Origin of the sequence: Nonomuraea longicatena, from assembly GCF_039525605.1 — a bacterium.
GTDB classification, from domain to species: Bacteria; Actinomycetota; Actinomycetes; order Streptosporangiales; family Streptosporangiaceae; genus Nonomuraea; species Nonomuraea longicatena.
The window spans coordinates 1-26,765 of sequence record NZ_BAAAHQ010000042.1; the positions used below are offsets into that span (position 1 = coordinate 1).

Annotated in this window: 21 protein-coding genes; 17 read left to right on the plus strand and 4 right to left on the minus strand. The window is 72.6% G+C overall.

Annotated elements, in window-relative coordinates:
• Positions 1-1,497 (minus strand): MFS transporter (locus ABD120_RS32415; RefSeq protein WP_343954046.1); only part of this gene is annotated, 1,497 nt, incomplete at its 3' end.
• Positions 1,498-1,721: 224 nt separating this feature from the next.
• Here ABD120_RS32415 and ABD120_RS32420 point away from each other — a divergent pair.
• Complete coding sequence (locus tag ABD120_RS32420) at positions 1,722-2,600, plus strand: LLM class F420-dependent oxidoreductase (protein WP_343954047.1); 879 nt, start codon at positions 1,722-1,724, stop codon at positions 2,598-2,600.
• 26 nt (positions 2,601-2,626) lie between these two features.
• Positions 2,627-3,811, plus strand: coding sequence for an acyl-CoA dehydrogenase family protein (locus ABD120_RS32425; protein WP_343954048.1), 1,185 nt, complete (start codon positions 2,627-2,629; stop codon positions 3,809-3,811).
• 152 nt (positions 3,812-3,963) lie between these two features.
• On the opposite strand, the gene ABD120_RS32430 is transcribed toward ABD120_RS32425, so the two are convergent.
• Both ABD120_RS32430 and ABD120_RS32435 read right to left on the minus strand, forming a co-directional pair.
• Entirely contained in the window at positions 3,964-5,211 is a 1,248-nt protein-coding gene (locus ABD120_RS32430) for a cytochrome P450 family protein (protein WP_343954049.1), read from the minus strand.
• 46 nt (positions 5,212-5,257) lie between these two features.
• Positions 5,258-6,793 (minus strand): methyltransferase domain-containing protein, encoded by a 1,536-nt coding sequence (locus ABD120_RS32435; RefSeq protein WP_343954050.1) that lies wholly within the window; start codon positions 6,791-6,793, stop codon positions 5,258-5,260.
• A gap of 227 nt (positions 6,794-7,020) precedes the next feature.
• Here ABD120_RS32435 and ABD120_RS32440 point away from each other — a divergent pair, with 227 nt between their 5' ends.
• Positions 7,021-8,109, plus strand: coding sequence for a DUF2855 family protein (locus ABD120_RS32440; protein ID WP_343954052.1), 1,089 nt, complete (start codon positions 7,021-7,023; stop codon positions 8,107-8,109).
• A 21-nt stretch (positions 8,110-8,130) separates the two neighbouring features.
• A complete protein-coding gene (locus tag ABD120_RS32445) occupies positions 8,131-8,856 on the plus strand; it encodes a DUF2306 domain-containing protein (protein WP_343954054.1) in 726 nt (241 codons plus the stop codon).
• A gap of 46 nt (positions 8,857-8,902) precedes the next feature.
• Here ABD120_RS32445 and ABD120_RS32450 read toward each other — a convergent pair whose 3' ends face one another.
• The gene (locus tag ABD120_RS32450; RefSeq protein ID WP_343954055.1) at positions 8,903-10,231 is read right to left on the minus strand and encodes an extracellular solute-binding protein; all 1,329 of its coding nucleotides are present in this window, start codon (positions 10,229-10,231) and stop codon (positions 8,903-8,905) included.
• 162 nt (positions 10,232-10,393) lie between these two features.
• Between ABD120_RS32450 and ABD120_RS32455 the strand changes: the two genes are divergently transcribed.
• The 13 genes from ABD120_RS32455 (at position 10,394) to ABD120_RS32515 (ending at position 26,665) form a co-directional block, all read left to right on the plus strand.
• Positions 10,394-11,635 carry an acyl-CoA dehydrogenase family protein gene (locus ABD120_RS32455; RefSeq protein WP_343954056.1) on the plus strand — a complete coding sequence of 414 codons (1,242 nt, stop codon included), beginning with the start codon at positions 10,394-10,396 and terminating at the stop codon, positions 11,633-11,635.
• Positions 11,632-13,023, plus strand: coding sequence for an FAD-dependent oxidoreductase (locus tag ABD120_RS32460; RefSeq protein WP_343954057.1), 1,392 nt, complete (start codon positions 11,632-11,634; stop codon positions 13,021-13,023). The genes ABD120_RS32455 and ABD120_RS32460 overlap by 4 nt, the downstream gene beginning before the upstream one ends.
• Positions 13,024-13,074: 51 nt before the next feature.
• The gene (locus tag ABD120_RS32465; RefSeq protein WP_343954058.1) at positions 13,075-16,359 is read left to right on the plus strand and encodes a non-ribosomal peptide synthetase; all 3,285 of its coding nucleotides are present in this window, start codon (positions 13,075-13,077) and stop codon (positions 16,357-16,359) included.
• Between the two features lie 71 nt (positions 16,360-16,430).
• Entirely contained in the window at positions 16,431-17,144 is a 714-nt protein-coding gene (locus tag ABD120_RS32470) for an indole-3-glycerol-phosphate synthase (RefSeq protein ID WP_343954059.1), read from the plus strand.
• Positions 17,132-17,938 (plus strand): tryptophan synthase subunit alpha, encoded by an 807-nt coding sequence (locus ABD120_RS32475; protein ID WP_343954060.1) that lies wholly within the window; start codon positions 17,132-17,134, stop codon positions 17,936-17,938. The genes ABD120_RS32470 and ABD120_RS32475 overlap by 13 nt, the downstream gene beginning before the upstream one ends.
• A complete protein-coding gene (locus ABD120_RS32480; protein ID WP_343954061.1) occupies positions 17,928-19,754 on the plus strand; it encodes an FAD-dependent monooxygenase in 1,827 nt (608 codons plus the stop codon). Before ABD120_RS32475 ends, ABD120_RS32480 begins: the two co-directional genes overlap by 11 nt.
• The gene (locus tag ABD120_RS32485; RefSeq protein WP_343954062.1) at positions 19,751-21,040 is read left to right on the plus strand and encodes a phenylacetate--CoA ligase family protein; all 1,290 of its coding nucleotides are present in this window, start codon (positions 19,751-19,753) and stop codon (positions 21,038-21,040) included. The genes ABD120_RS32480 and ABD120_RS32485 overlap by 4 nt, the downstream gene beginning before the upstream one ends.
• Positions 21,027-21,245, plus strand: a complete 219-nt coding sequence (locus tag ABD120_RS32490) for a DUF6052 family protein (protein ID WP_343954063.1) — start codon at positions 21,027-21,029, stop codon at positions 21,243-21,245. Before ABD120_RS32485 ends, ABD120_RS32490 begins: the two co-directional genes overlap by 14 nt.
• Positions 21,242-22,765 (plus strand): benzoate-CoA ligase family protein, encoded by a 1,524-nt coding sequence (locus ABD120_RS32495; protein ID WP_343954064.1) that lies wholly within the window; start codon positions 21,242-21,244, stop codon positions 22,763-22,765. The genes ABD120_RS32490 and ABD120_RS32495 overlap by 4 nt, the downstream gene beginning before the upstream one ends.
• Positions 22,766-22,855: 90 nt before the next feature.
• Positions 22,856-23,665, plus strand: a complete 810-nt coding sequence (locus tag ABD120_RS32500; protein WP_343954065.1) for an alpha/beta fold hydrolase — start codon at positions 22,856-22,858, stop codon at positions 23,663-23,665.
• A 156-nt stretch (positions 23,666-23,821) separates the two neighbouring features.
• Positions 23,822-24,256 (plus strand): nitroreductase family deazaflavin-dependent oxidoreductase, encoded by a 435-nt coding sequence (locus ABD120_RS32505; protein WP_343954066.1) that lies wholly within the window; start codon positions 23,822-23,824, stop codon positions 24,254-24,256.
• Between the two features lie 165 nt (positions 24,257-24,421).
• Positions 24,422-25,423, plus strand: coding sequence for a methyltransferase (locus ABD120_RS32510; protein ID WP_343954067.1), 1,002 nt, complete (start codon positions 24,422-24,424; stop codon positions 25,421-25,423).
• Positions 25,424-25,426: 3 nt separating this feature from the next.
• A complete protein-coding gene (locus tag ABD120_RS32515; RefSeq protein ID WP_343954068.1) occupies positions 25,427-26,665 on the plus strand; it encodes a cytochrome P450 in 1,239 nt (412 codons plus the stop codon).
• The last annotated feature ends 100 nt before the right edge of the window (positions 26,666-26,765 follow it).

Here is a 26,765-nt window from a genome sequence, read left to right on the forward strand (position 1 = left end):
GCGGAGCCTGACCAGCATGAGGACGGCGAGGGCGGCCAGCAGGACGGCGGTGATCCAGGAGACCGTGTGCATGCCGCCGTTGAAGGCCAGCCGGGCCGGGCCCAGCAGTGCCTGGCCGAGTTGCGCGGGCAGCGACTGCGCCGCCGCGACGGCACCGGCCACACTGTCCTGCGCCGCCGCCACCGCCGCCGCCGGCACCTCCTCCGGCACCGCGCCGGCCAGCCGCGCCCGGTAGACGATGGTGGCGACCGTACCGAGGAGGGCGAAGCCGAGCGCCGCCCCGATCTCGTTGCAGACCTGCGGCAGCGCCGAGATGGACCCGGCCTTCTCCGGCGGCGCGGCGGCGAGGACGAGCCCGATGCCGAGCGCCTCGATCGGCGCGCCGCCGATCGTCCAGACGGCGAAGGCGGCGATGACCAGCGGCGCGGAGGTGTCCGCCTGGGCGATGACGACCAGCGCGGCCGAGGTGATGAGCAGGCCGAGCCCGATGAGCGGCCCCGGCCGGAACCTGCGGGCGAGCATCGGGGCGGCCATCGACGCGAGCGTCGAGGTGATCATGCCGGGCACGAGCGCGAGCCCGGCGCCGAACGCCGACAGCCCGGCCACCGACTGCAGCCACTGCGACATGAGCAGCAGGACCGCCCCGGTCAGCAGGCTGTAGCCGAACAGGCCGAGCAGCCCGATCCGGACGTTCGCGATCGAGAACAGTCGCAGGTCGAGCAGCGGATGCTCAAGCCGGTACTGACGGCGGACGAACAGCACGCCGAACCCGGCGCCGACGAGCAGGGCCAGGGCGGGCACCGGTTCCAGGCCGGAGCGGGCGAGTTCCTTGACGCCGTAGACGAGCGGCAGGATCGCCGCCAGCGACTGCACGACGCTGACCGGGTCGATGCGCCCGGCGCCCGGGTTGCGGTACTCGGGCAGCATGATCGGCCCGAGGACGAGCAGCAGCACCATGACCGGCACCCCGATGAGGAACACCGACCCCCACCAGAAGGAGCCGAGCAGGAGCCCGCCGGTGATCGGGCCGAGGACGGCGCCCGCGGTGAAGGCGGCCGCCCACATGCCGATGGCCAGGCCGCGCTGCCTGGCGTCCCTGAACATGTGGGTGAGCAGCGACAGCGTCGAGGGCACCAGGGTGGCGCCGAAGACGCCGAGCAGCGCCCTGGCCGCGATCAGCATCTCGGGGCTGGTCGAGTACGCGGCCAGCACGGAGGCCGCGGCGAAGCCGACGCCTCCGGCCAGCAGCAGCCTGCGCCGTCCGACGCGGTCGCCGATCCCGCCCATCGTGATGAGCAGGCCGCCGACGAGGAAGCCGTAGATGTCCATGATCCAGAGCTGCTGGACGCCGTCGGCGCCGAGGTCGGCGCTCAGGTGAGGCAGGGCCAGCAGCAGCACGAAGAAGTCGAACGAGATGAGCATCGCCGTCAGCACGAGGACGCCGAGCCCTATCCACTCGCTTTTTCCCGCCCTCTCGGAAATGGTCGCGGCAGGCACGTTGTCAGTCCTCTCCGAATTAGCGGAATTCTCCTGGATATTTCAACTACCTGGCGGCAGGCGCGGTCACATCTCCTGGAATGTGGACGTCGTTTCCCCCCGGTCTGACGAGGGAGCCTCGCATGGCGGGAGAAGCCCCGCGCGCAGGGGGCTGACACGATGAAACGAATCGCCTGCCCGCGATTTCCGAGGTTTTTCCGGCTGCGGCAAGGAGGCCAATCGTCATGAGGATCGGCATGGAACTCGCGGAGTTCGGCTGGGGCAGCGAGCCTGCGGAACTCGGCCCCGTGCTCCGACGCGTCGCCGAGGTCGCCGACGACGCCGGTTTCGACCTCGTCGGCGTCGGCGATCACCTGTGGCAGGGCCCGCACGCGGGCGGCCCGGAGCGGCGCCAGCTGGAATGCTTCACCACGCTGGCCGTCATCGCCGCCCACACGCGGCGCTGCCGGATCGCGCCGGTCGTCGCGGGCGTGCACTTCCGGCAGCCGGCGCTGCTGGCCAAGACGGTGACCACGCTGGACGTGCTGTCGGGCGGCCGGGCGATGCTCGGCGTCGGCGCCGGCTGGTACGCCGACGAGGCCACCGGCATGGGCTTCCCGTTCCCTCCGCTGGCCCGGCGCTTCGAGATGCTGGAGGAGACCCTGCGGGTCTGCCTGCGGCTGTGGGACGGGGAGCAGGGCGACGAGCGGCCTTTCGAGGGCGCGCACTACCGCCTCGACCGGCCGCTGAACCTGCCGCAGAGCCTGACCAGGCCACACCCGCCGATCATGGTCGGCGGCGACGGCAAGAAGGCGCTGCGCCTGGTGGCCCGCTACGCCGACGCCTGCAACGTCTACCCGAGCCCCGACCTCGGCGCGAAACTCGGCCTGCTGCGCGAGTACTGCGCGGAGGAGGGCCGCGACTACGACGCGATCGAGAAGACCGCCATCTTCCCGTTCGGCGTCGGCGCGGACGGCTCGGGGACAGACGAGCTCGTCGGCGAGCTGCGCCGGTGGGCCGCCGAGGGCATCCAGACCGCGATCGGGATCGTGGCGGACACCGACCCGGTGCGGCAGCTGGAGATCATCGGCGAGAAGGTCATCCCGGCCGTCGCCGACGTGTGACCCCGAACCATCCATTTCTGGAGGACATGGTGCCGAAGACCGTCATCCCGTCGCGCGAGCAGCTCGTCGCCCGCGCGGCCGAACTCGTTCCCCTGCTGCGCAAGCACGCGCGGTGGGCGGAGGACAACCGCCGGCTGCACGAGGAGGTGGTGGAGGCGCTCGGCGAGGCGGGCGTGTTCAAGCTGCGCCGCCCGAAACGCTACGGCGGCTACGAGGCCGACTCGCGCACGCTCGTCGACGTGGCCGCGGAGCTCGCCCGAGGCGACGGCTCGGCCTCCTGGGTGGCCTCGGTGTACTGGATCCCCGGCTGGATGGCCTGCCTGTTCCCGGACGAGGTGCAGGACGAGGTGTTCTCCAGCGCCGACACCCGGGTGTGCGGCACGCTGAGCCCGAGCGCCATGGCCGCGCCCGCCGACGGCGGCATCACGGTCACCGGCAAGTGGCAGTTCATCAGCGGCGCCCACCACGCGCACTGGCAGGAGATCATCGCGATCCTGGTGCCGGCGGAGGGTGAGCCGTACCCGGTCATGGCGCTGGTCCCGATGTCGGACCTGCTGGTCGTGGACGACTGGCACACCTCGGGCCTGAAGGGCACCGGCAGCGTCAGCACGGTGGCGCGGGATCTGTTCATCCCGCAGGAGCGGGTCCTGCCGCTGCCCGCCGTGCTGCAGGGGCGCACGGCCTCCAAGCGGAATGCCGACGCGGCGATCTACCGGGCGCCGCTGCTGCCGACGGCGGCCGCGTCGTCCGTCGGCACGGTGCTCGGCATGGCGCGGGCGGCCGGTGACGCGTTCGCCAAGCGGCTGCCCACCCGGAAGATCACCTACACCGGTTACGAGAGCCAGCGGGAGGCGCCGGTCACCCACCTGCGGCTCGCCGACGCCGCGCAGAAGACCGACCAGGCCGAGTTCCACGCCCACCGGCTGGCCGCCACGCTGGACACCAAGGCGGCGGAGGGCTCGGACTGGAAGATCGAGGAGCGCGCGCGGGCCCGCGCCGACCTCGGCACGGTGGTGCGGCTGGCCAGGGAGGCGACCGACATCCTGGCCTCGGCCAGCGGCGGCTCCTCCATCTACCTCGACGTCCCGATCCAGCGCATCGCACGCGACGTGCAGGCCATCGGCCTGCACGCGCTGATGAACCCCGACACCAACGCCGAGCTGTACGGCCGGGTGCTGTGCGGCCTGGAGCCCGACACGCTCTACATCTGACGAACCGGCGGCTCCGGTCCCCTGCTTCAGGGGGCCGGAGCCGTTTCGCGGGCGGGTGCGGAAAGGGAAGGTGCCCCGAGCTCCGAGGAGCTCGGGGCACCTTCCGCCGGGCTCGCCGCCCCAGCTGGCCCGGCCGGAGATGGTCCTTCGGATCAGGCCGCCCGTGCGACGCCGGTGTCCACCTTGGTCAGGTGGACGGGCAGCCTGCGGTGGCCGTTGAAGATGAACGTCGGCAGCGGCTCCAGTTCCTCGGCCGGTACGGCGAGGCTCAGGTCGGGGTAGCGCTGGAACAGCGTGGACAGGCCGACCGTCGCCACCATGACGGCGATGCCCGCGCCCAGGCAGAAGTGCGGGCCGTAGCCGAAGGACAGGTGCTCCTTGTCCTGCCTGGTGATGTCGAAGGCGCACCTCGACTCGCCGTGCAGTTCGGGGTCGCGGCCGATGCCCGCGTAGTTGACCAGGAGCGGGTCGCCCTTGGGGATGACGACGTCGCCGAGGTCGATGTCCTCGGTGGCGTAGCGCAGCGGCAGGTTCGCGATCGGCGACTCCAGTCGCAGCACCTCGTCGATGACGTCGTTCCAGGTGGCCTCGCCGGAGCGGACCAGTTCGAGCTGCTCGGGGTGGGTGAGGAGCTGGATGATCGCCAGGTCGAAGAAGTTGATCGTGGTCTCCGAGCCGGCGCCGAGGATCGCGAAGATCGTGTCGGCCAGTTCCTGCTCGCTCAGGCGCGAGCCGTCCTCGTCGCGGGCGGCGATGAGGTCGCTGGTGATGTCCTCGCCGGGCTCGGCGCGCTTGAGCGCGATGAGGTCGGCGATGGCGGTGCGCCAGCCCAGCAGCACGTCCTGGGCCTGCTCGGGGCTGATGGTGGTGTCGGCCATCATGTCGATGACCTTGGCGGTGGCGACCCGGGCCGGCTCCGACATGCCGATCAGTTCGGCGACCAGCATGCCGGGCAGCGGGTAGGCGAAGCGCTCCTTGAGGTCGACGACCTCGCCGGGAGGGACGTCGGCGAGGGCGTCCAGCAGCATGGTGGTCAGCCTGACCACGGTCGGCCGGATCTCCTCGGTACGCCTCGGGGTGAACGCCTTGCCGATCAGGCGGCGCAGCCGCCGGTGGTCGGGCCCGTAGGTGGTGGACACGTTGTCCATCGCCACCCAGCTGATCAGCTCCCAGTCGGGCCGGATCTCGCCGTTGACGAAGGCGGGCCAGTGGTTGCGGGCGCTCTTGCTGACGCGCGAGTCGGTCAGCAGCTTCTTGCTCACGGCGTAGCTGTTGACCGACCAGACGCGGACGCCGCCGGGCAGCTCCACCTGGACGGCGGAACCCTGCTCGCGCAGTTCGTCGGCTTGGCCGTGGATGTCCCGGCCGTTCGGGTCCAGGACAGGGCAGCGCTTCTCCATCGGAGGTCTCCCAGTGATCTCTTGTGAACCGTTGCGGTGGATGCGGTCAGGCCGTGCGCTCGGCGGTGACGAACACGAACGTGCCGGTGCCCGCCGATTCCCTGCGCACCGCCATCCCCGCGTCGGCGAGCCACTGCCGGATCTGGCCGAGCTCGAACAGCATGTGGCCGTCGGGGCGGCTGGGGAAGAAGTGCGAGGCCTGGAAGTGCCTGGCGACGGGGTCGTCGCTCCAGCGGAAGGTCATCATCGTGAGGAGGCCGCCGGGGCGCAGGCAGCGGCCGATCTCGGCGAGGGCGCTCGCGGCGTCGTCCGGGAAGGCCTGCAGCGCGTTCCACAGGTTGACGGCGCCGAGGGTGGCGTCGCCGAAGGGCAGGTTGAGCGCGCTGGCGCGGACGGCGGGCACCTCGGGCAGGCGGCCGCGCAGTACGTTGAGCATGGGCAGGAGCATGTCCACGGCGATCAGCCGGTCGCTGCCGACGGTCTCGGCGACCACGGAGGTCCACCGCCCGGCTCCGGCGGCGAGGTCCACGACGGGGCCTTCCGCGGCCTTGAGGTTGTCGCGGAGGTAGGCGTCCTCGTCGGCGGGGGTGATCGCGTCGCCGAAGTTGCCGCCGGACAGCCGCAGGTAGGAGGGGCGGTGCACCGCCTCGTACACGAGGCCCATGGTCGGCATCTCGGTCAGCTTCTGCAGCAGGTCGGCGGTCGGCCGGTGGCTCTCCTGGCCGTCGCGGACGCCCGCGGACAGGTCGAGGATGCCGTTGGCGCTCGGGTAGGTGGTGGCGCAGGCGGCGCACCGGGCGCCGCTCTCCCGCAACTCGATCGGGCTGTGGCAGGTGGGGCAGCGCAGCAGGTCGGCGCGGGCGCCGAACATGTCGTCGAGCGGCCGCACCGGCGGCTGGGCGATGGTCGTGCCCTGCGGCACCGTCCGTACGCCCATCGGCGCCGGAGGGCCGTTGCGTACCGCCCAGTAGGCGACGGCGCCGGTGAACGCCCACACGGTCCTGGTGTCGTTCTCCCAGTTCGTCACGATCTGCTGGAGGGACAGACCCTTCACGGCGGCGTCGGCGAAGGCGCGGTCCTGCTCGCCGAGGGTGTACACCGACGGCGCCGGCCACACCCGGCCGAGGTCGGGGCGGCGGGGGTCGAGTTCGGCCAGGCCGCGCTCCAGCCGCGAGCGTTCCTCGTCCTCCAGGGAGAGCGCGGCGGTGGCGGCGAGGATGCGCTCGCGCTCGGCGGGGAAGTGCGCGAGCAGGTACAGCAGCGCGAGGGTGAGCGGCTGCCCGCTCCCGCCGCCGCGCACCAGGTCCAGGTAGCGGTCGACCCCGGCCCGTACGGCTGCGGCGAGTTCTCCGTCGAGTCTCGGGTACTCGCTCTCGGCGAGCAGGCCGAGCAGGATGGCGAGGTACCCCTGGTGGCGGGGCCCCGCCCGGTCGAGCGCGGCCACCAGCGCCGGTGTCGCCTCCAGGGCGGCCGCCGTGCTCCGGCCGTTGTCCCACACCGCTGCGGAAAGGCGGTGAAAGGCGGTTTCGAGCGCGTCGGACGGCGCCTCGACAAATGCATTCAGCAATTTCTCGAATTTCATCTTGCTTTTCCTCCCGGAAGGCGAATGGGCGGGCCGGGCCAATTGCGATCGTGACATCGCCGGGCGGGAAAGGACATCTTCCGGTCTGCTTTCACCGGGATTCGGGTGCGCACGCGGAGAGATGCGCACTCGCGGCGCCGGCGCGGACGATGGATTCGATTACTTCGGCGTCCCGGGTGAATACCTGTGGTCTTCGCGCGCGCGCCGCGCCGATGATGGGAGTGCGGATGTTCGAGGACCTGCGGGCGGCGGCGTCCGGCGGCTGGGAGCTGCTGGTGCGGCGCGACGAGCTGACGGCCGCGACGGCCCGTCCGGTGTCCGAGCCGCCGCTGGCCGACGGCGAGGTGCGGCTGGCGGTGGAGCGGTTCGCGCTGAGCATGAACACCGTCACCTACGCCCGGCTGGGCGAGTCCGAGCTGCCGTTCTGGGAGGCTTTCCCCGCTCCCCCGGGGTACGGCCGGGTGCCGGTGTGGGCGTTCGTGCGGGTGACGGGCTCGCGCGCCGAGGGCGTCCCGGTCGGCGGGCGATATTTCGGGTTCGTCCCGATGGCGTCGCACCACACGGTCGCGGCGGCGGCCACGGCCAGGGGGTTCGCCGACGCGAGCGCCGAGCGCGCCTTCCTGCCGCCGTGGTACCAGACCTTCCAGCGGGTGCCGGAGCCCGACGCGTTCGACGCCCGGCGCGCGCTCTTCCGCCAGATCTTCCCCGCCTCCTTCCACCTGGCCGGCTTCCTGGCCGCGCAGGCCGGGGCGGGCGTGCGCTCGGTGCTGGTGACCAGCGCGTCGAGCCTGACCGCGATCGCCGCGGCCACCCTGCTCGCCGAGCGGGGCGGCCCGCCGCTCATCGGCCTGACCTCGCCCGACCGCGTCGGCTTCGTCCGGGACCTCGGCTGCTACGGCACGGTCCTCGGCTACGGCGACCTCCCCTCGGCCCCCGTCGCGGCCCCTGCCGTCCTGGTCGACTTCACCGGCGAGCACCGGCGCGTCAAGGAGATCTACGACCGCTTCCCGGGCCGGTTCGCGCACACGGCGCTGGTCGGCTACACCCACCCGGACTCGGTGCAGGAGCCTCCCGCCCTCACCGCGCCGGAGCCGGAGATCTTCTTCACCCCGGCCGTGGAGGAACAGGCGGTGGCGGAGGAGGGCGAGGAACGCTACTTCGCCCGCTACCACGACGCCGAGCAACGCTTCCTCGAATCGACGACCGCCTGGCTCACCATCCGCGAGCGGCAGGGGCCGCAGGCGGTGGCGGAGGTGTTCTCCGCCCTGCTCACCGGCCCGCAGCCGCCCGGCGTGTCCTTTTCGCTCACTCCATGAAAGACGGTCGGAGGAACTACCGTGTCGTTATCCATCGGCGAGGACCGCAGGCCCGACGGGCCCGGCCAGCCACCACCGTCCGCGCAGGCCGCGTCCCCCGCCGCCAAGCCCTTCTGGCGGCGTCCGTGGATCATCCCCCTGTGGGCGGTGACCGCCGCGTTCCTGTGGCTGCAGGCGGTGCCGTTCGTCGGCACGCCTGAGGCCGAGGCCCCGATCCCGGCGCACGAGGGCTTCGCCGCGTACTACCCGCTGCTCCTCACGCACATCGCGCTCGGCACGGTCGCCATGGTCGCCTGCTGCCTGCAGGTGTGGCCGAGGATCCGGCAGCGGCGCCCCAAGATCCACCGGATCTCGGGGCGGATCTACGTGCCGGCCACCGTGGTCAGCGGCATCTGCGCGATCATCATCATCCCGTTCGCGCCGCCGGTCGGCCAGATCGGCGCGTTCATGTCCACGACGCTGTGGATCATCACCACGCTGGTGGGGTTCTGGGCGGTGCGCAGGCGTAAGTTCGCCCTGCACCGCAGGTTCATGCTCTACAGCTTCGCGCTGGTGATGAACAACGTGTGGGGCCTGACCATGTCGAAGATCATCTTCGGGTTCGGCATCCAGATCGACTTCGTCTACCTGGGAGAGGCGGCCCGGTGGGTGGGCTGGACCGTGAACCTCATGGTGGTCCAGTGGTTCCTGTACAGGACGATGAAACGGCCGGTCGAGGTGCCCGTAGGCCAGGCGGCGGGCGCCTGACGGCGAGGGCTGCGGCCCGGACCTCCAGCAGGTCCGGGCCGCAGGATCAGGTGCCGACCAGCAGCCAGCTCCGGTCGCGGGGCCCGGTGCCCAGGCACGTGGCGTTGTAGGCGTCCAGCGCCTTCTGCGCCTCCGCCGTGGCCCGGCCGAACCGCCCGTACGGCTCGGCCCCGCGCACCAGCACGTCCTCCATCGCCGCCATGATCGCGGTCTGGATGCCGTGCGAGCCGGGGAACAGCGGCGCGTCCGAACCGGGCGTGCCGTCGGTGCGCTCCAACTGCGCGGTGGCCACCCGGTGCAGCGGCTCGGCCTCGAACCAGCCCTCGGCCTCCAGCGCCGCGACGGCGCCGTACGTGGCGGGCGTGGAGCCGACCGCCCGGTGCCACTCGGCCCCGGCGCGCGGGCTGTTCAGGTACTGCACGAAGGCGAGGGCGCCGTCGCGCACCGCCGGGTCCAGGCCGTCGGCCAGCCACAGGGCGTCGCCGCCGATCCAGTTGCCGACCGGCGCGATCCGCTCGTTGTGCGGCAGGAACGCGGCCGTCACCCCGAAGCCGCCCGCGCGGCCGATCGCGGTCATGGCGGCGATCTCGAAGGAGGAGCCGAACCGGAAGGCCACCCGCCGCTCGGCGAAGGCCTGGCCGCTGCCGATCCAGTCCTCGAAGGCGCCCGTGTACAGGTACCAGCCGCGCTCGTTGAGGTGGTTCCACCAGCTCACGTAGTCCATGATCTCGATACCGGACAGGTCCACCCGCCCGGCGCGGCCGGCCCTGCCGCCGGCGTTGTCCACGAGCAGCCCGCCCTGCTGGGCGACCGCGTGCTGGAACAGCTTGCCGTCGTCCGGCCAGGTGATCGCGTACTCGGGGCCGCCGTCGAGGGCGGCCACCTTCTCGCACGCGGCGGTGAGCTCGGCCCAGGTGCGCGGCACCCTCTCGACTCCGGCGGCGCGCAGGATCGTCGTGTTGGCGTACAGGAGCATGGTGGACAACGTCAGCGGCACCGCCGCGAGTTCGCCCCCGATGGTGTAGAAACCCCGGCAGGCCGCGATGAGGTCGTCCAGGACCACCCGCTCGCCCAGGATCTCCGCCCGCCCGGCGACCGCCGCCCCGACGGGGGTGAACAGCGGCCGGCCGTCGGCGGTGACCGTGTCGATCGCCTGCTGGGTGGCGCCCGAGTAGTACGAGGCGAGCACCGGCGGGGTACCGGCCAGCGCCAGCCGGGAGACCTCGGCGGGCAGGTCCTCGTAAAAGCAGCCGCGAATGTCGATCCGGTATTCCGGATGTGCTCGCTCGAACTCCTCCGCCCTTTTCCGAACCGGCTCCAGAAAGCCGGGGAACGGATATTCGGACAGCACCGCGTCGATGACGTACGGCGGCATACGGCCTCCTATTCGGGGACGCGAAGGTTCCGCCGCCCATGCTGACGCCGGAAGTCACCGGCGGCATCTCCCTGGTGGCGGCATTCTCGGAGATGTGGCCGGTGAGGGCCCCTGGCGATGCTGAACGCGCATCATCGTTCCCAGCAGAGGATGTGCCGGTTTATGTCAGTTCTCGCCGCGAGTAAACAAGGATTTCCACAGCCTCCGGAACCGGGGCTCACTCCGGCGGCGGCCGTTTCGAGAGCGGAGGCGATCGCCGCCACCCTTGTCGACCGCCAGCAGGAGACAGAGGACCGCACTTACTATGCCGTCGACACCCATGAGGCGTTCGCGGAAGCCGGCCTGTACCGCCTGCTGGTGCCGCGCCGGTACGGCGGTTACGCCTTCGGCGTGGACACGTTCCTGCGCGTGTCGATCGCGCTGTCGCGCGGCTGCCCGTCCACCGGCTGGATGTACACGCTCGGGGCGGTGCACGCGCTCGCGGTCACGACGATGTTCCCCGAGCGGGCGCAGCAGGAGGTCTTCGCCGGGGGCGACTTCATCTGCCCCGCGACGGTGATGCCGGGCGGCACCGCCGAGCGGGTGGACGACGGCTGGATCGTCAACGGCACCTGGGGGTACTGCTCGGGGGCGCCGTACGCGACGCACTTCGTCGGCCACGCGATGGCCGCCCGCGACGGCGGCGAGCCGGCGCCGATGATGTTCATCGCACCGCGCGAGCGGTGGCGCCGGCTGGACGACTGGGGGCAGCAGCTCGGGCTGCGCGGCAGCGGCTCGCACAGCATCACGATGGAGAACGCCCACATCCCCGACCACTACACGCTGGCCGGCCACATGAGCGAGTTCTCCGTCGCGGGCGGCACGCCCGGCCTGCGGCTGCACGGCAACCCCGAGTACGGCGGCGGCCCGCTGAGCTTCATGAACATGGAGAGCGCCGTGCTCGCGGTCGGCATCGCCAGGGGGGCGCTGGACGCCTACGAGGAGCTGATGCGTACCCGCAACACACTGTTCCCGCCGGTCGTCCCCCGCACCCACGACCCCGACTACCAGTACTGGTACGGCGAGGCCAGCGGCCTCATCGCCACGGCGGAGGCGGCCACCCACAACGCCGTCCAGCAGTGGCAGCAGGCGTGCGCACGCGGCCCCGAGACGTTCACGCGGGAGTTCGAGATGCACATCGCCACGATCTGCCGCCAGGTGGTCCAGCTGTGCTGGCGGGCCGTCGAGCAGCACCTGCTGCCCACGGCGGGTTCCAGCGCGGTGCGCAGGGGCCAGCGGCTCGAACGCGTGTGGCGGGACATGTCCATGCTGCACACCCACGCCGGGTTCACCGTCTTCCTGGCCGCCAAGGCGCAGCGTGAGCTGGCCAAGGCCCGTTTCGACGTCGAGGAGGTGCCGCGATGAGCCACCGGGTGGGCCACCGCGCGATCGTGCTGGGCGGGAGCATGGCGGGGCTGCTCGCGGCCCGCGTGCTGTCGGAGTCGTTCGCCGAGGTGGTGATCGTGGACCGCGACGTGCTGGAGGGCGTGACCACGGCCCGGCGCGGAGTACCGCAGGGCAGGCACGTGCACGGCCTCCTGGCGCGCGGCCAGCAGATCCTGGAGGAGCTGTTCCCCGGATTCACCTCCGGCGCCATCGCGGCGGGCGTGCCGACCGGCGACCTCGGCGAGCTGCGCTGGTTCTTCGGCGGCGCCAAGCTGAAGCCGAGCCCGACCGGCCTGGTGTGCGTGTCGGCCACGCGGCCGATGCTGGAGTCGCACGTGCGCGCCCGGGTGATCGCGCTGCCGAACGTGTCGCTGATCGAGCGGGCCGACATCGTCGGCGTCGCCGCCGACCGCTCCGGCGGCCGGGTGACGGGGGCGCGGATCCACCGCCACGCCGAGGGCAGCGCGGAGGAGGTCCTGGAAGCCGACCTGGTGGTCGACGCCACCGGCCGGGGCTCGCGGACGCCGGTGTGGCTGGAGGAGCTGGGGTACGCCCGCCCGGCCGAGGACCGGGTGAAGATCGACATCAGCTATACCAGCCGCGTGTACCGGCTGGCCGACGAGTCGATCCTGAACGGCGACCTGTCGATCAACCCGATCGCGACGCCCGCCGCGCCGCGCGGCGCGTTCTTCTCCCGGATCGAGGACGGCAAGTGCGCCCTGTCGCTCACGGGAGTGCTCGGCGACAGCGCGCCGACCGACCCCGAGGGGTTCCTGGAGTTCACCAGATCGCTGCCGGTGCCCGACATCTATGAGATCGTCCGGCAGGCGGAGCCGCTGACCGACGCGGTCGTCTACCGTTACCCGGCCAGCGTGCGCCGCCGCTACGAGCGCCTGTCGCGTTTCCCCGCCGGGCTCATCGTGCTGGGCGACGCGGCCTGCAGCTTCAACCCGGCCTACGGCCAGGGCATGACGGTCGCGGCGCTGGAGGCGATGACGCTGCGCGAGCACCTGACGCGCGGCATGCCGGAGGCCGCGGGCTTCCACGAGGCCATCGCCCAGGTGATCGACGTGCCGTGGGACATGGCGGTCGGCGGCGACCTCGGCTTCCCGCAGGTGCAGGGTCCGCGCCCGCTGAAGATGCGGATCAGCAACGCGTTCGTCGCCAAGGTGCAGGCGGCCGCGACCCGCGACCCGGAGGTGACCCGGGCGTTCATGCGGGTGGCCGGGATGGTCGAGTCTCCGGCCGCGCTCATGCGGCCGAGCATGCTCCTGCGCGTCCTGCGCAACGGAAAGCCGCCGGGACCCGTTCCCGCGCCGAAGCCGGGCAAGGGCCCGGACGACGTGCGGGTCTCGCGCGCCGCCTGAACGGGTTCGGCGGGCGGCGGCCGCCATCAAACGTGACAGCAGGGCAGGCTCATGGGGTCCAACGAGGAGACGGCGAGGATCGCCGCCACGACCAGCGCGCAGGACGGACTGTGGCTGCTGGCGGAGCTGGCGCCGGATTCACCGGCGCACACGGTGTGCCGGGCCTTCCGGGTGTCGGGGCCGCTGGACACGGGCGCGCTGCGGGCGGCCTGGCAGTCGGTCCTCCAGCGGCACGAGAGCCTGCGCTGCACGCTCGTCGAACGGGCCGGGCGCCCCATGGCGCGCGTCGCCGGCGAGCCGGCCGACGACGCCTGGTCGTTCACGGATCTCGCGCCGAGCCGGACCGAGGACGCCGACACGGCCGCCCGCGCGTTCGCCGCCGGGCTGGCCGGGACGCCGCTGCGTCCGCGGGTGGGGCCGCTGGCGCGGCTGGCCGTCGCCCGGCTGGGCCCGGACGACCACGTGGTGGCCCTCGTGACGCACCGGGCGGTCGCCGACGACGCCTCGGCCGCGATCGTGGTCGAGGAACTGTCGGCCGGCTACGCCCGCGCGGCCCGGGGCGAGGACCCGGCGCCGCCCGGCCACCCGGCGCAGTACGCCGACTTCGCCCGCCTCCAGCGCGGCCAGGATCACCGGCACCTGGTGGACTGGTGGCGGGCGGCCCTGACGCCGCTGCCGGGCGCGCACGACCTGCCGGTGGACCGCGTGGGCCCGCCGGCGTGGTGGGCGCCGGCCGGTGTCGAGCGGTTCGCCTGGGCGTCCTCGCTGGGCGGCCCGCTCACCGAGCTGTCGCGGGCGGAGGGCGTCGAGCCGCACACGGTCCTGCTCGCGGCCTTCCAGCTCCTCCTGCACCGGTACGGCGGCGCCGACCGGGTCGCGGTCGGCAGCCCGGCCGACTGCCGCCCGGCGTCCGGGTTCGACGAGGCCGTCGGGCCGTTCGACACCGTGCTCGTCCTGTGCGCCGACTTCACCGCCTCCCTCACCTTCCGCGAACTGCTGCGCCAGGTGAACGTGACGCGGACGAGCGCGCTCGCGCACCGGGCGCTGCCGTTCGAGGAGTTGGTGCGCGCCCTCGAACTCGACCGGGCGCCGCGCCGCATCCCCCTGTGCGACGCCCTGTTCGCCCTCAGGGCGCCGGAGCCGCCGCTGCGGCTGCCGGGCGCGCGGACGCGCGGGCAGCGGGCGGAGGCGGGCGCTGCCCTCGCCGACCTGACGCTGACCGTCGAGACCGGCGGGCCCGTGGCGACCGGAACCCTCGGCCACCGCGCCGACGCCTTCGGCGCGCGCTCGGCGCGGCTGCTCCTGGACCAGTTGCACACGCTGCTGTCGGCCGCCCTCGCCGACCCCGACCTGCCGGTGCGGGAGCTGCCGCTGGAGGGCCGCGACCGGCTGCGGGCCTCGGTCCTCGCCGCCGACCGCGTCGCCGCGGGGCCCGCCGGGGACGAGCCGGTCAACGCGCTCGTCCACCGGGCCGCAGAGCGCACGCCGCAGGCCCACGCGCTGTCGTACGGCGGCGCCCACCTGTCCTACGCGGACCTGCGCGCGGAGGCCGCGCGGGTGACCGCCGCACTCTCCAGAGGCGTCGGCGCGGTGGCGGCACGACCGGTCGTGGTCCGTATGGCGACCGGTCCACGCCAGATCACCGCCGTGCTGGGCGCCCTGGACGCCGGCGCCCACCTCGTCTGTCTCGGCGCGGACGAGGTGGGTGAACGGGGCCGGGCGATGCTCGCCGACATCCGCCCGGCCCGCCTGCTCGTCGACGGCTCCGCCGGGCCGGATCCGCTGGCCCGCTGGTACGCGGACGAATTGGGCGGCCAGGTGGTCGACATGATGGCGGCAGCCCAGACGGCAGTACAGACGACAGCCCAGATGACAGCACAGACGGGAGGGCAGCCGGCGTCCATGGCGGTGCACCCGGCGGGGGGCCTGGCGGAGAATGCGGCCGGGTCCGTGCCGGTCTCGTCCGAGGACCTCGCCTACGTGGCCTACACCTCCGGCTCGACCGGCCACCCCAAGGGCATCCCGCACGTCCACGCGACACTGGCGCAGTTCGTCCGCTGGTTCGCGCGGGAGTTCCGGATCGGCCCCGGCTCCCGCGTGGCGCAGTGGGCGGCGCCCGGCTACGACGCGAGCCTGTGCGAGGCGTTCGCCGCCCTGGTCTCCGGTGCGACGCTGTGCCCGGTGCCCGAGCGGATCCGCGCCAACCCGGAACGGCTGGTCGAGTGGCTGGACGCCGAGCGGGTCACCCACTTCCAGACGGTCCCGACCTTCGCGAGGGAGGTGCTGCGGGTGCTCGGCGGCCGGGCCGCCGGCCTCGCGCACCTTCGCCATCTGCTGCTCGCCGGGGAGGCGCTGCCCGGTGAGCTCGCCGACGGGCTGCGCGCCGCGCTGCCGTCCACCCGGATGATCAATCTGTACGGCCCGACCGAACTGATCCTCGCGACCTGGCACGAGATCGCGGGCGGCGAGCACGGCGTCACGCCGATCGGCCGCTCCATCCCCGGCCGGCAGGTCCTCGTGCTGGACGAACGGGACCGGCCCTGCCCGGCCGGGGTGACGGGCGACCTCGTCATCCGCAGTCCGCACATCACCGCCGGCTACCTGGGTCAGGCCGCCGACCCCGCACCCTTCCGTTCCGTCACCGGCGGGTGGGGGGTCGGCGGCCCCTGCTACCGGACCGGCGACCTCGGCAGGCGCCGTTTCGACGGCACGCTGGAGTTCCGCGGCCGCAAGGACTTCCAGGTCAAGTTCAACGGGGTACGGCTGGAGCTCGGCGACATCGAGGCCGCGCTGGCCGCGCACGAGTCGGTCGCCGAGTGCGCCGTGGTGGCGGTGGCGGACGCCAACCGGATGGTGACCCGGCTGGTGGCCTACGTCGTACCGGTGCGCGGCCCGGACGGGAGCGCGGCGGGGACGGCGGCGGTGTGGCGGGCGGCGCTGCGCGCCCGCTTCGGCAAGGCGATCCCGCCGATCACGTTCAGGACGCTCATCGGACTGCCGCGCAACATCGGCGGCAAGATCGACCGCCGCGGGCTGCCCGACCCGGACCCGGCCAGGCTCGGCCAGGGCCCGCAGCCGGAGTCGTGGGCCGAGCGCGCCGTCGCGGCGATCTGGTCGGTCCTCGGCGTGCACCCGCAGAGCGCGGACGACACCTTCTTCTCGGCGGGCGGGCACTCGATGCTGGTCCCACCGCTGCTGCACACGGTCCGCAGGCGTTTCGGCGTGGACGTCGCCGTCGCGGACTTCTTCGCCGACTCCACGCTGGCCGGGCTGGCCGCCCGGATCGAGTCGTCGGCCGCCTCCGGTGGCCTCGCCGACCGCCGCACACAGCACTGAAGAAGATGCGCCCCCCGCGAAACCGGGGAGAAGATCCCTTTTGTCGTCCGGCGGGTGGTGCGAGGTGAACGGTGAACGGTCGCAGCCTCTACGCGGTGCTGGAGTCGGCGCGGCGGACTCTGCAACCTGTGGTGCTGGCCGATGTGAAGGTCAGGTCGCCGCGTGACGGCGACCTCATCGACCTGACCCGGCTGGACGCGTATGTGGACAGCCTCGTCGAAGGCGGCGTGGCCGCGCTCAGCACCCCCACGGACCCGGTGTACTTCGCCGGGGGCCTGGAGGTGGCCGCGCGGATCCGGGCGCGCAGCGGGCTGCCGCTGCTGCGCAAGGAGTTCTTCTCCACGGTCCGCCAGATCGAGGAGTCGGTCGAGGTCGGCTTCGACGCGGTCCAGCTCTCGGTCAACACCACGCCGCCCAGCCAGCTCGAACGGCTGCGCGACCACGCCGTCCGCCTCGGCCTGGAGGTGCTACTCGGGGTGCACACGCGAGAGCACCTGGCGACGGCGCTGGCGCTCGACCCGGTCGCGGTCGCGGTCAACAACCGCGACATCGTGGCCCTCGAACTCGACCCCGGCACCGTCCGCGTCACCGAGGCGCTGATGCCGGAGGTGCCAGCCCACGTGCTGGTGCTGTCGGAGAGCTCGTTCTTCACGGCCGAGGACGTCGCGCGGGCCGCCGCGGCCGGGGCCGAGGGCGTGCTCGTCGGCACGGCACTGGCCAAGAGCGACGACCCGGCCGCCCTGGTGCGCAAACTTCGAGACGGAGCCTGGTTTTGCCCACGTTAGACAGACTCGGCGACCGGTTGAGGTCCGCCGGAGCACGCGGCGAGCGGCTACTGGTCCTCTATCTGACGCTCGGCGACCCGCTGGCCGACCCGCTCGGGCTGGCCGTCGCGGCGGTCAAGGCGGGCGCGGACGTGATCGAGGTCGGCCTGCCGACGCCGAGGACCAGCCCGGCCGGCGCCGACATCGCCTCCTCCTTCGACCGGGCCAGGGGCTGCGCGCCCGACCGGGTGTGGGACCTGGTGCGCGAGCTGCGCGCCCGGCTGCCCGTCACTCCCCTGCTGTCGCTGGTGTATCCGCAGACGGTCGCCGACATCGGCGCGGATTGGCTGCTCGGCCTGAGCGCCGGGGCCGGGGTGGACGGGCTGGTGCTCACCGACCCCGACGGGGCGCTGCCGCCCGCCCGGGTGGCCTCGACGGGGTTGAGCGCGATCCCGCTGGTCAGGGCCGACGCCGACGCGGACCGGCGGCGCCGCCTTGAGGAGCACGCCGGGCATCTCACCTACCAGGCGCTGGCCGCGCGCACCGGCGCCCGGCTGGATCCGGGGCTCGCCGAGGAGGCGGCGCGGACGGCGGGCCGGCCGTTCCTCGCCGGGTTCGGCGTCCGCGACGAACTCGACATCCGCGCGGTCGCCCCGCACGCGGCCGGGGTCGTCATCGGCAGCGCCCTCTACCGGGGCCTGGCCTCCACCGCGCCGGCCGCTCGCATGGAGTGGGCGGCCGCCGCCGTACGGCGCTGGAAGGCCGCAACCGTCGTCGCCCCCATCGAGCCGTCCGGGAGCGAGCATGCGCGTTGACATCATCGGCGGCGGCCCGGCCGGGCTGTTCCTCTCGATCCTGCTGCGCCGCGACCGGCCCGAGGACGACGTGCGGGTGTACGAGCGCAACGAACCCGACGCCAGCGCCGGCTGGGCGGTGGTGTTCCCCGAAGGGTCGCTGACCGCGCTGTCGCGGGCCGAGCCCGGTGTCTACGAGGCGATCGACCGGATCGGCGTCAACTGGACGCAGGTGGAGATCCGCTGCCGGGGCTCGCGCTACCTGGTGGAGGGCAACCGCTTCCACGGCATCGGCCGGGACGCGCTGCTCGGCATCCTGCGCGAGCGGGCCGCCGCACTCGGGGTCGAGGTCCGTTACGGGCACCGGGTGACCGACCCGGGCGCGCACGCGGAGGCCGATCTCGTCGTCGGGGCCGACGGGCCGCACTCCGTCGTACGGGCCGCCTTCGAGGGGGAGTTCCGGCCGCGCGTCGAGCTGGGCTCGTTCTGGTACGGCTGGTTCGGCGTCGAGGCGGCCCGGCCCACGTTCGGCTACCTGTTCGTGGACACCGAGTGGGGGCTGTTCCAGGGCTATGTGTACCCGTCGGGCGAGTCGTGGAGCTCGTTCATCGTCTACGTCTCCGAGGAGACGCGGCGGCGCTCCGGCCTGGACCGGATGGAGGTCGAGGAGTCGCTGCGGTTCTGCGAGCGGGTCTTCGCCGCCCACCTGGACGGCCGGCCGCTCATGCGCAGGGGCCCGGCCTGGACGCGGTTCCGCCACCTGCGCTGCGAGCGCTGGCACACCGGGAACACGGTGCTGATCGGCGACGCGGCGCACACCGCGCACTGGTCGATCGGCTCGGGCACCCGGTTGGCGATCGAGGACGCGATCGCGCTGGCCGAGCGGCTGCGCGCGAATCCGGCGAGCGTGCCGGACGCGCTCCCGGCCTACGAGAAGGCGCGGCGCGACCGGGTGGAGCGTTTCCAGGAGGCGGCCAGGTTGTCGGAGCGCTACTTCGACAACGTGGGCCGCTACCTGGACTTCGAGCCGATCCAGTTCGCCTACCAGCTCGTCGCCCGCTCGTGGCGGATCACCTACGGCGACATCGCCAGGCGCGACCCGGACTTCATCCGGCGCTTCGACGCCTGGTTCCACAGCCGGGCCACGGGCACGCCGACCGAGGTGGCGCCGCCGCCGGTGTTCGCGCCGATCGAGGTCGGCGGGCTGCGGCTGGCCAACCGGATCGTGTCCGCCACGCCGACGGAGGGCGCGGGGCTGGTGATCGGGGGGCCGCCCGCGCCCGGCACGGCCACGGCGGCGCCGGTGCGGTCCGGGCGGCTCGCGCCGGACCTCGCCTCGGCGCGCGAGAGCGGCTACCTGCTCGCGCTGCTGGATCTCGGCTCCCGGCGGCTCACGGACCTGCTCGTGCCACCCCCGCCCGACGACCGGACTGCCGATCCGACTGCAGGGGCGGTGCCTGGGCTGGGCGCAGAGCTGGCCCCCGACGTCGCCTCGGAGGTGTCCGCCCTGCGGGCGGGCTGGCCGGACGGGCTGCCGGTGGGCGTCTCGCTGGGCCTGGCCCCCGGGTGCGACAGCGCGGCGGGGATCGCGGAGGCGGTCGCGCTCGCCCGCCTGCTCAAACGTTCCAACGTGGACCTGGTGCTGCTCCAGGCGGTGGGCGAGCCGCCCCCCGGCGCGGTGACCCAGGTCGCGGACGCCGTACGCAACGAGAGCGGTCTCGTCGTGGCCGTCGACGACCGGCTCGGCACGCTCGCCGAAGCCGACACGGCGATCGCGGCCGGGCGCGCGGACCTGTGCGTACTGCGGTTCGGCTCCGGCGAGGGGAAGGCCCGATGAACGACCAGCCGTACTGGAATCCACGCACCGAGACCATGCCCCGCGACGAGCTCGCGGCGTGGCAGTGGCGCAAACTGCGGCGCGCGCTGGCGCAGGCCCGCACCTCCAAGTTCTGGACGGATCGGATCCCCGGCGACATCTCCTCCCTGGAGGACTACGCGCGGCGGGTCCCGCTGGTGCACAAGAAGGATCTGGTGGCCGCGGAGGAGGAGGGGCCGCCGTTCGGCGTGCTGCCCTCGCTCGACCCCTCGGCCGGGATCCGCTTCCACCAGACCAGCGGCACCAGCGGCAACACGCCGCTGCGGACGTTCGACACGGCCCGCGACTGGGCGTGGGCGGTGGACATGTGGTGCACGATGCTGCACGCCGTCGGCGTACGCCCGCACCACCGGGGCTGCGTCGCCTTCGGCTACGGCCTGTTCATCGGGTTCTGGGGGATGCAGGACGCGATGATGCGGATGGGCTGCATGGTGCTGCCGACCGGGTCCATGGACTCCGCCGCCCGCGTCCGGCTGCTCGTGGACCAGCAGATCGAGGTGATCGGCTGCACTCCGACGTACGCGCTGCGGCTGCTGGAGACCGCACGGTCGATGGGTGTGGACCTCGCGGCCGAGGGCAACCTGCAGATCGTCGTCACCGGCGCCGAGCCCCGGCCGCCGGCCACCGGCAGGGCGATCTCCGAGGGCTTCGGCGCCCGGGTGTTCGACGTGGCCGGGATGACCGAACTGGCCACGGTGTTCATGTTCGAGTGCCCGGCCCGGCCCGGCGCCTGCCACATCATCGAACCGGGCGTGATCGAGGAGGTGCTGCACCCCGAGACCCGGCTGCCGGTCGGCTACGGGGAGCGCGGCGTCCGGGTCATGACCGGTCTCGGGCGGGAGGGCTTCCAGGTCTTCCGCTACTGGACGGAGGACGTCGTCGTCAGGCGGCCCTGGCACGAGTGCGGCTGCGGCCGTACCTGGGACTGGTACGAAGGCGGCATCCTCGGGCGCACCGACGACATGCGCAAGATCCGCGGCATCTCGGTGACCCCGGTGATGGTCGAGGAGGTCGTGCGCGGCTTCCCCGAGGTGCGCGAGTTCCAGACCGTGCTGCGCTCCGATCGCGGGCTGGAGGTGATGGTCCTGCGGATCGAGCCCGCCGGACCGGCCGCCGCCACGCTCGCCGAGCGGATCGGCGCGCAGATCAAGCGGACGATCGGGCTGCAACCGGTCGTCGAGCTGGTGGAACCCGGGGTCCTGCCCCGGTTCGAGGCGAAGGCGGTGCGCTTCCATGACGAGCGGTGAGCTGACGACGCGCGAGCGGCAGCGGCTGCGCGAGTGCTACGAGGCGCTGCACGAACTGGCGGCCACCTGCGCCGTCCCCTCGGTACGGGCGGCCGCCCGCGCGGCGGTGGCCGAGGTCCACGCGGCGATGGACGGGCAGGCGCTCGAGTTCGAGATGTACACGAGCCGCTGGCTCACCGAGACGGACACGAAGGAATCCGAGTGACGACTACGACCGACGACTCCGACTACAACCTGGCGTTGCGTTTCCTCGACCCGCCCCCGGGCGAGCGCACCGCGCTGGTCACCGCCGCCGGCGCGACCACGTACGCCCAGTTGCGCGCCATGGTCGGCCGGGTCGGCAACGCGCTGCGCGCCCGCGGCGTCGGCAAGGGCGACCGGGTGCTCATCTCGCTGCGCGACGGCGTCGCCTACCTGGCGACCTGGTACGCCGCCCAGCGGATCGGCGCGGTCACCGTCGATCTGTGCAACTTCCTGCCGCCCGACGACTACAGCCACTACGACGGGTACGTCGAGCCCGCGATCATCGTCACCGACGGCGACGCGCTCGGGGCCTTCCGCGCGGGCGGGGTGCGCGGGATGGCGGTGCTGCCGCCGTACTCCGGCGCGTTACGCGCGGACGAGATCGACTTCCAGGCGCTCGTCGACGCGCAGTCCGCCGAGCTGACCGCCACCCCTATGGCGGCCGGGGACGAGGCGATCTGGAAGCTCACGACGGGCAGCACGGGCAAGCCGAAGGCGTGCCGGCACGTGGCGCGCAGCCCCTGGCTGAGCCACCGGTGGTTCGCCGAGGACGTGCTCGGCCTCGGGCCCGACGACGTGATCATGCCGGTGCCCAAGATGTTCTCCGGCTGGGCCCGCGACCTGGTGGCGCTGTACGCGATGGGGGCGGGCGCGTCGGCGATCCTGTACCCGGAGCGGACCACCCCGGAGCTGATCTTCGAGCTGGTGGCCAGGCACCGGCCGACCGTCCTGGTCAACGTGCCGACGATGATGAAGTCGATGCTGGCCCACCCGGAGGCGAAGAAGGCCGACCTCAGCTCGCTGCGGATGTGCCTGTCGGCGGGCGAGCAGCTCCCGGTCGAACTGCACCGGCGGTGGCTGGACACCTTCGGCGTCGAGGTGCTCGACTGCGTGGGCTCGTCGGAGGCGTTCAACGCGATCATCTGCAACCGGCCGGGCCAGGTGCGATTCGGCAGCCTCGGGCAGATCATCCCGCACTACGAGGCGCACGTGACGGACGAGCACGGCCGGCCGCTGCCCGACGGCGAGGTCGGCGTGCTGCAGGTGACGGGCGAGCCGGTGGCGCGCGACTACTGGAAGGCTCCGGAGAAGACGGCCGCGACCTTCCCCTCGCCCGGCACGCTGCGGACCGGCGACCTGTTCACGCGGGACGCCGACGGCTACTACTACTACCGGGGCCGGGCCGACGACCTGCTGAAGGTCGGCGGCATGTACGTGGCGCCGACGGAGATCGAGAACTGCCTCCTGACGCACCCGGCCGTGATCACGTGCGCGCTGGTGGGTTTCACCACACCGGACGGCCTGACGAGCACCCGCGCCCACGTGGTCGTCTCGCGCCCGGTACCCGCCGCTGAGCTGCAGGAGTACGTCAAGACACGGCTGAGCCCGCACAAATACCCGCGCGAGATCCGGTTCGCCGAGTCACTGCCGGAGACGCCGACCGGCAAGATCGACCGCAACGCCCTGCGGGCGCGCGACTGATCGACAGCAATCTGGGAGATGCGGCACCGCCCCCTTCCGGACCACCCTTGTTCGCCGAAAGCCGGTAACGAACTGGTGAAAGAGGAACTCATGAACAGCGTCACGTCCAAGGACGGCACCACCATAGCCTTCGAGAAGTTCGGCCAGGGACCTCCCGTCATCCTCGTCGACGGCGCCTTCGTCTATCGCGCCATCGACCCCTGGGCCAACCAATTCGCCGGCGAACTCGCCGACCGTTACACCGTCTACACCTACGAACGGCGTGGACGCGGCAACAGCGGCGACACCGCCCCGTACGCCGTCGCCCGCGAGATCGACGACCTCGCCGCCCTCATCGAACACGCCGGCGGCACCGCACACGTCGTCGGCCTCTCCTCCGGCGCCGTCCTCGCCCTCGACGCCGCCGCCAGCGGCCTGCCCATCACCAAGCTCGCCCTCTACGAACCCCCCTTCATCGTCGACGACACCCACGAGCCCCGCGCGGACGACTACCTCGACCACGCCCGCAAGCTCATCGCGGACGGCCGCAAGGGCGACGCCATCGCCCACGCCCTGACCAAAACCGTCTTCCTCCCCGCCGAGATGGTCGACGAGATGCGCGCCCAGCCCTTCTTCGCCGCCATGGAGGCCGTCGGCGACACCGTCGCCTACGACGGCGAGATCATGGACGGCCTCATGTCCGGCAACCCGCTGCCCACCGACCGCTGGAACGCCGTCACCACCCCCACCCTCGTCCTCTACGGAGGCGCCAGCGAGCAGTGGATGCACAACGCCGCGCACGCCCTGGCCGAGACGCTTCCCACCACCGCCACCCCCCAGATCTCCGGCCTCGACAACCAGACCCACGAGATCGCCGCCGACATCCTCGCCCCCACCATCGACAAGTTCTTCACCGACTAGCCGCATCGTCGCCGAAAGCCCGTACCGGAATTCCGGTACGGGCTTTCGGCGACTCTTCGTTTCCGGTGAATCAGTCGGCCCAAAATTCATCTTGAGCGACTTTACAGTCAGTCATAAAGTGGGGTGAGATCGAAACCCTTCCACTGGACGGTGATAATGACCAGCAAAGAGGACCAGGATCTCATCGCGTACAACCAGACGATCATCGACGAGTTCCGCGCCAACAAGGGAATCGTCGGCGGCGCGTTCGAGGGCAAGCCCCTCCTCCTCATCACCACCAAGGGCGCGAGAAGCGGCGCGGACCGGCTCTGCCCGCTTTCCTACATCGAGGACGACGACCGCCTCGTCATCGCCGCCACGAACGTCGGCCGGGCCGACAACCCGCAGTGGTACCACAACCTGCGCGCCGACCCGAGCCTCACGGTCGAGGTCGGCACCGACAGGTTCGAGGCCAGCGCCACCGAGGTGGGCGGCGACGAGCGGGAACGGCTGTGGGCGGGACTGGTCGCCTCCAACCGGCGGCTCGGCAAGTACGGCTCCATGACCACCCGGCAGATCCCCGTCTTCGTGGTCGAGCGTAAACCCGCCTGACCCCCGATTTCCAGCGGCCCGGTCCTTTTCAACTGACGGGGCCGGGCCGCTCCGCGACACCGGAAACGCAATTCGACCGGCATATCCCGCACGATCGAAGATGAGCACACCGAAAAGTGATCAGAGAATTGGGCAGGCGAATTCCCGGTGCCGAGGAGGTTGGAAATGCTAGGCGATCAGGACGGTACCGCCGCACAGCTTTGGTCGATGGCCGGACTGGGCACTCCGATGGCCGTACGGGTGGCGGCCACGCTGCGCCTGGCCGACCACATCGCCGAGGGGCGGCGCACGGCGGCCGACCTCGCCCAGGCGTGCGGCGCCGACACCGACGCGCTGGGCCGGCTGATGCGCTACCTGAGCGTGCGCGGCGTGTTCGGCACCGACGAGGCGGGCGGCTACACGCTCACCCCGCTCTCCCTGCCGCTGTGCGAGGACCACCCGGCGGGCCTGCGCGCCTGGTTCGACATCGACGGCATGGGCTGGGGCGAGTTGTCCTTCGTCGAGCTCCTGCACAGCGTCCGTACCGGCGAGGCGGCCTTCCCCCGCCGGTACGGCCAGCCGTACTGGGAGGCGCTGACCGCCAGTCCGGTGCGCACCTCGGCCTTCAACACCCTGCTCGGCGCCGACGTGGCCGCCCGCTCCCCCGGCGTCGTGGCCGGGTTCGACTGGGCCTCGCTCGGCCACGTCGTGGACGTCGGCGGCGGCGACGGCTCGCTGCTGGCCGCGATCCTGACCGCCAACCCGGAGCTGCGCGGCACCGTCGTGGACCTGCCGGAGGCGGCGCGCACCGCCGCGAAGACGTTCGCGGACGCCGGGCTCGACGGCCGCGCCGACACGGTGCCCGGCAGTTTCTTCGACCCGCTTCCGACGGGCGCGGACGCCTACCTGCTGTCGCTGATCCTGCACGACTGGGACGACAAGTCGGCGACCGCCATCCTGCGCCGCTGCGCCGAGGCCGCCGGAGCGGGCGGCCGGGTGATGGTGATCGAGTCGATCGGCGGGGGCGAGGACAAGCACACCGGGATGGACCTGCGCATGCTGTGCCTGTACGCCGCCCGCGAGCGCGGCGTGGCCGAGTTCACGGCGCTGGCCGAACAGGCGGGGCTGCGCCGTACGGCCGTGCACCAGGCCGGCCCGTCGGCGATCATCGAGCTGCGAACGGCATAGCCCGTGGAGGCACGTGCCGCGTTCGAGGCGCTGGCCACGACGGAGGGCAGGCAGAACCCGTACCCGCACTACGAGGCGATCCGGGCGCACGGCGGGCTGGTGCCGGTGAAGAAGGGCAGCCTGGTCGCGGTCGGCTACCGCGAGTGCGCGCGGGTCCTGCGCGAGCCAGCGCTCCAGGTGCAGGACGGCACCGCCTTCGACCGGGTGTACCCGCGCTGGCGGGCGCACTCGTCGGTGGCGGCGTTCACCGACTCGATGCTCTACAGCAACCCGCCGAAGCACACCAGGCACCGCGCCATGGTCAACGCCGACTTCACGGTGCAGCAGGTGGCGCGGATGCGGCCGGTGGTCGAGCGGATGACGACGCGGCTGCTGGACCGGGTCGAGAAGCTCGGCGCGGGCGGCGCGCCGGTGAACCTGATGGACGAGTTCGCCTCACGGCTGCCGATGGCGGTGGTGAGCGAGATGCTCGGCTTCGACACCGACCGTCAGGTGTGGTTCCGCGACGTCGCCTCGGCCATCGCGGTCTCGACGGACGGCTTCGCCGACCCGGCCGCGCTGGCGGTCGCCGACACGGCGATGGACGAGTTGGCCGCGCACTTCGGCGAGGTGATCGCGCGCAAGCGCGGCTGCCCGGCGGCCGACCTGGTCACCTCGCTGGTACGCGCGCACGACGCCGACCCGGGGCGGCTCAGCCGCGACGAACTGGTCGGCAACATGATGCTGCTGCTCACCGCCGGGTTCGAGACGACGGCGTTCCTCCTCGGCCACGCGGTGCTGCTGGCCCTGCGCGAGCCGCGGCACGCCGACCGGCTGCGTACGGAGGAGCCGTTCGCGGCCGCCTACGTCGAGGAGGTCCTGCGCTTCGAGCCGCCGGTGCACGTGACGAGCCGCTGGGCGGCCGCCGACCTGACGCTGTTCGGCCGGGAGGTCCCGCGCGGCTCCCGGGTGATCGTCATCCTGGCCGCGGGCAACCGCGACCCGCGCCGCTACCCCCGTCCGAACCGTTTCGACCCCGGCCGGCCGGCCGGGCAGCCGCTGAGCTTCGGCGGCGGCATCCACTTCTGCCTGGGGGCGGCGCTGGCCCGGCTGGAGGCGCAGATCGCGCTGCCGATGCTGGTCCGGCGCTTCCCCGGGCTACGGCTCGCGGGCCCCGCGACCTACCGCGACCGGTGGGTGATCAGGGGGCTGCGCACCCTGCCCGTGGCCCTCGGCCCGCACCTCCCGAACGGCCCGTGGTGAGGGGCCCGTGGTGAGGGGCCGTGGTGGCGGGCGCGGGCGATCACCGGTATCGATGACCGAACCCACGAGATCGCTCTCAGGTTCCTCACCGGGTGACGAG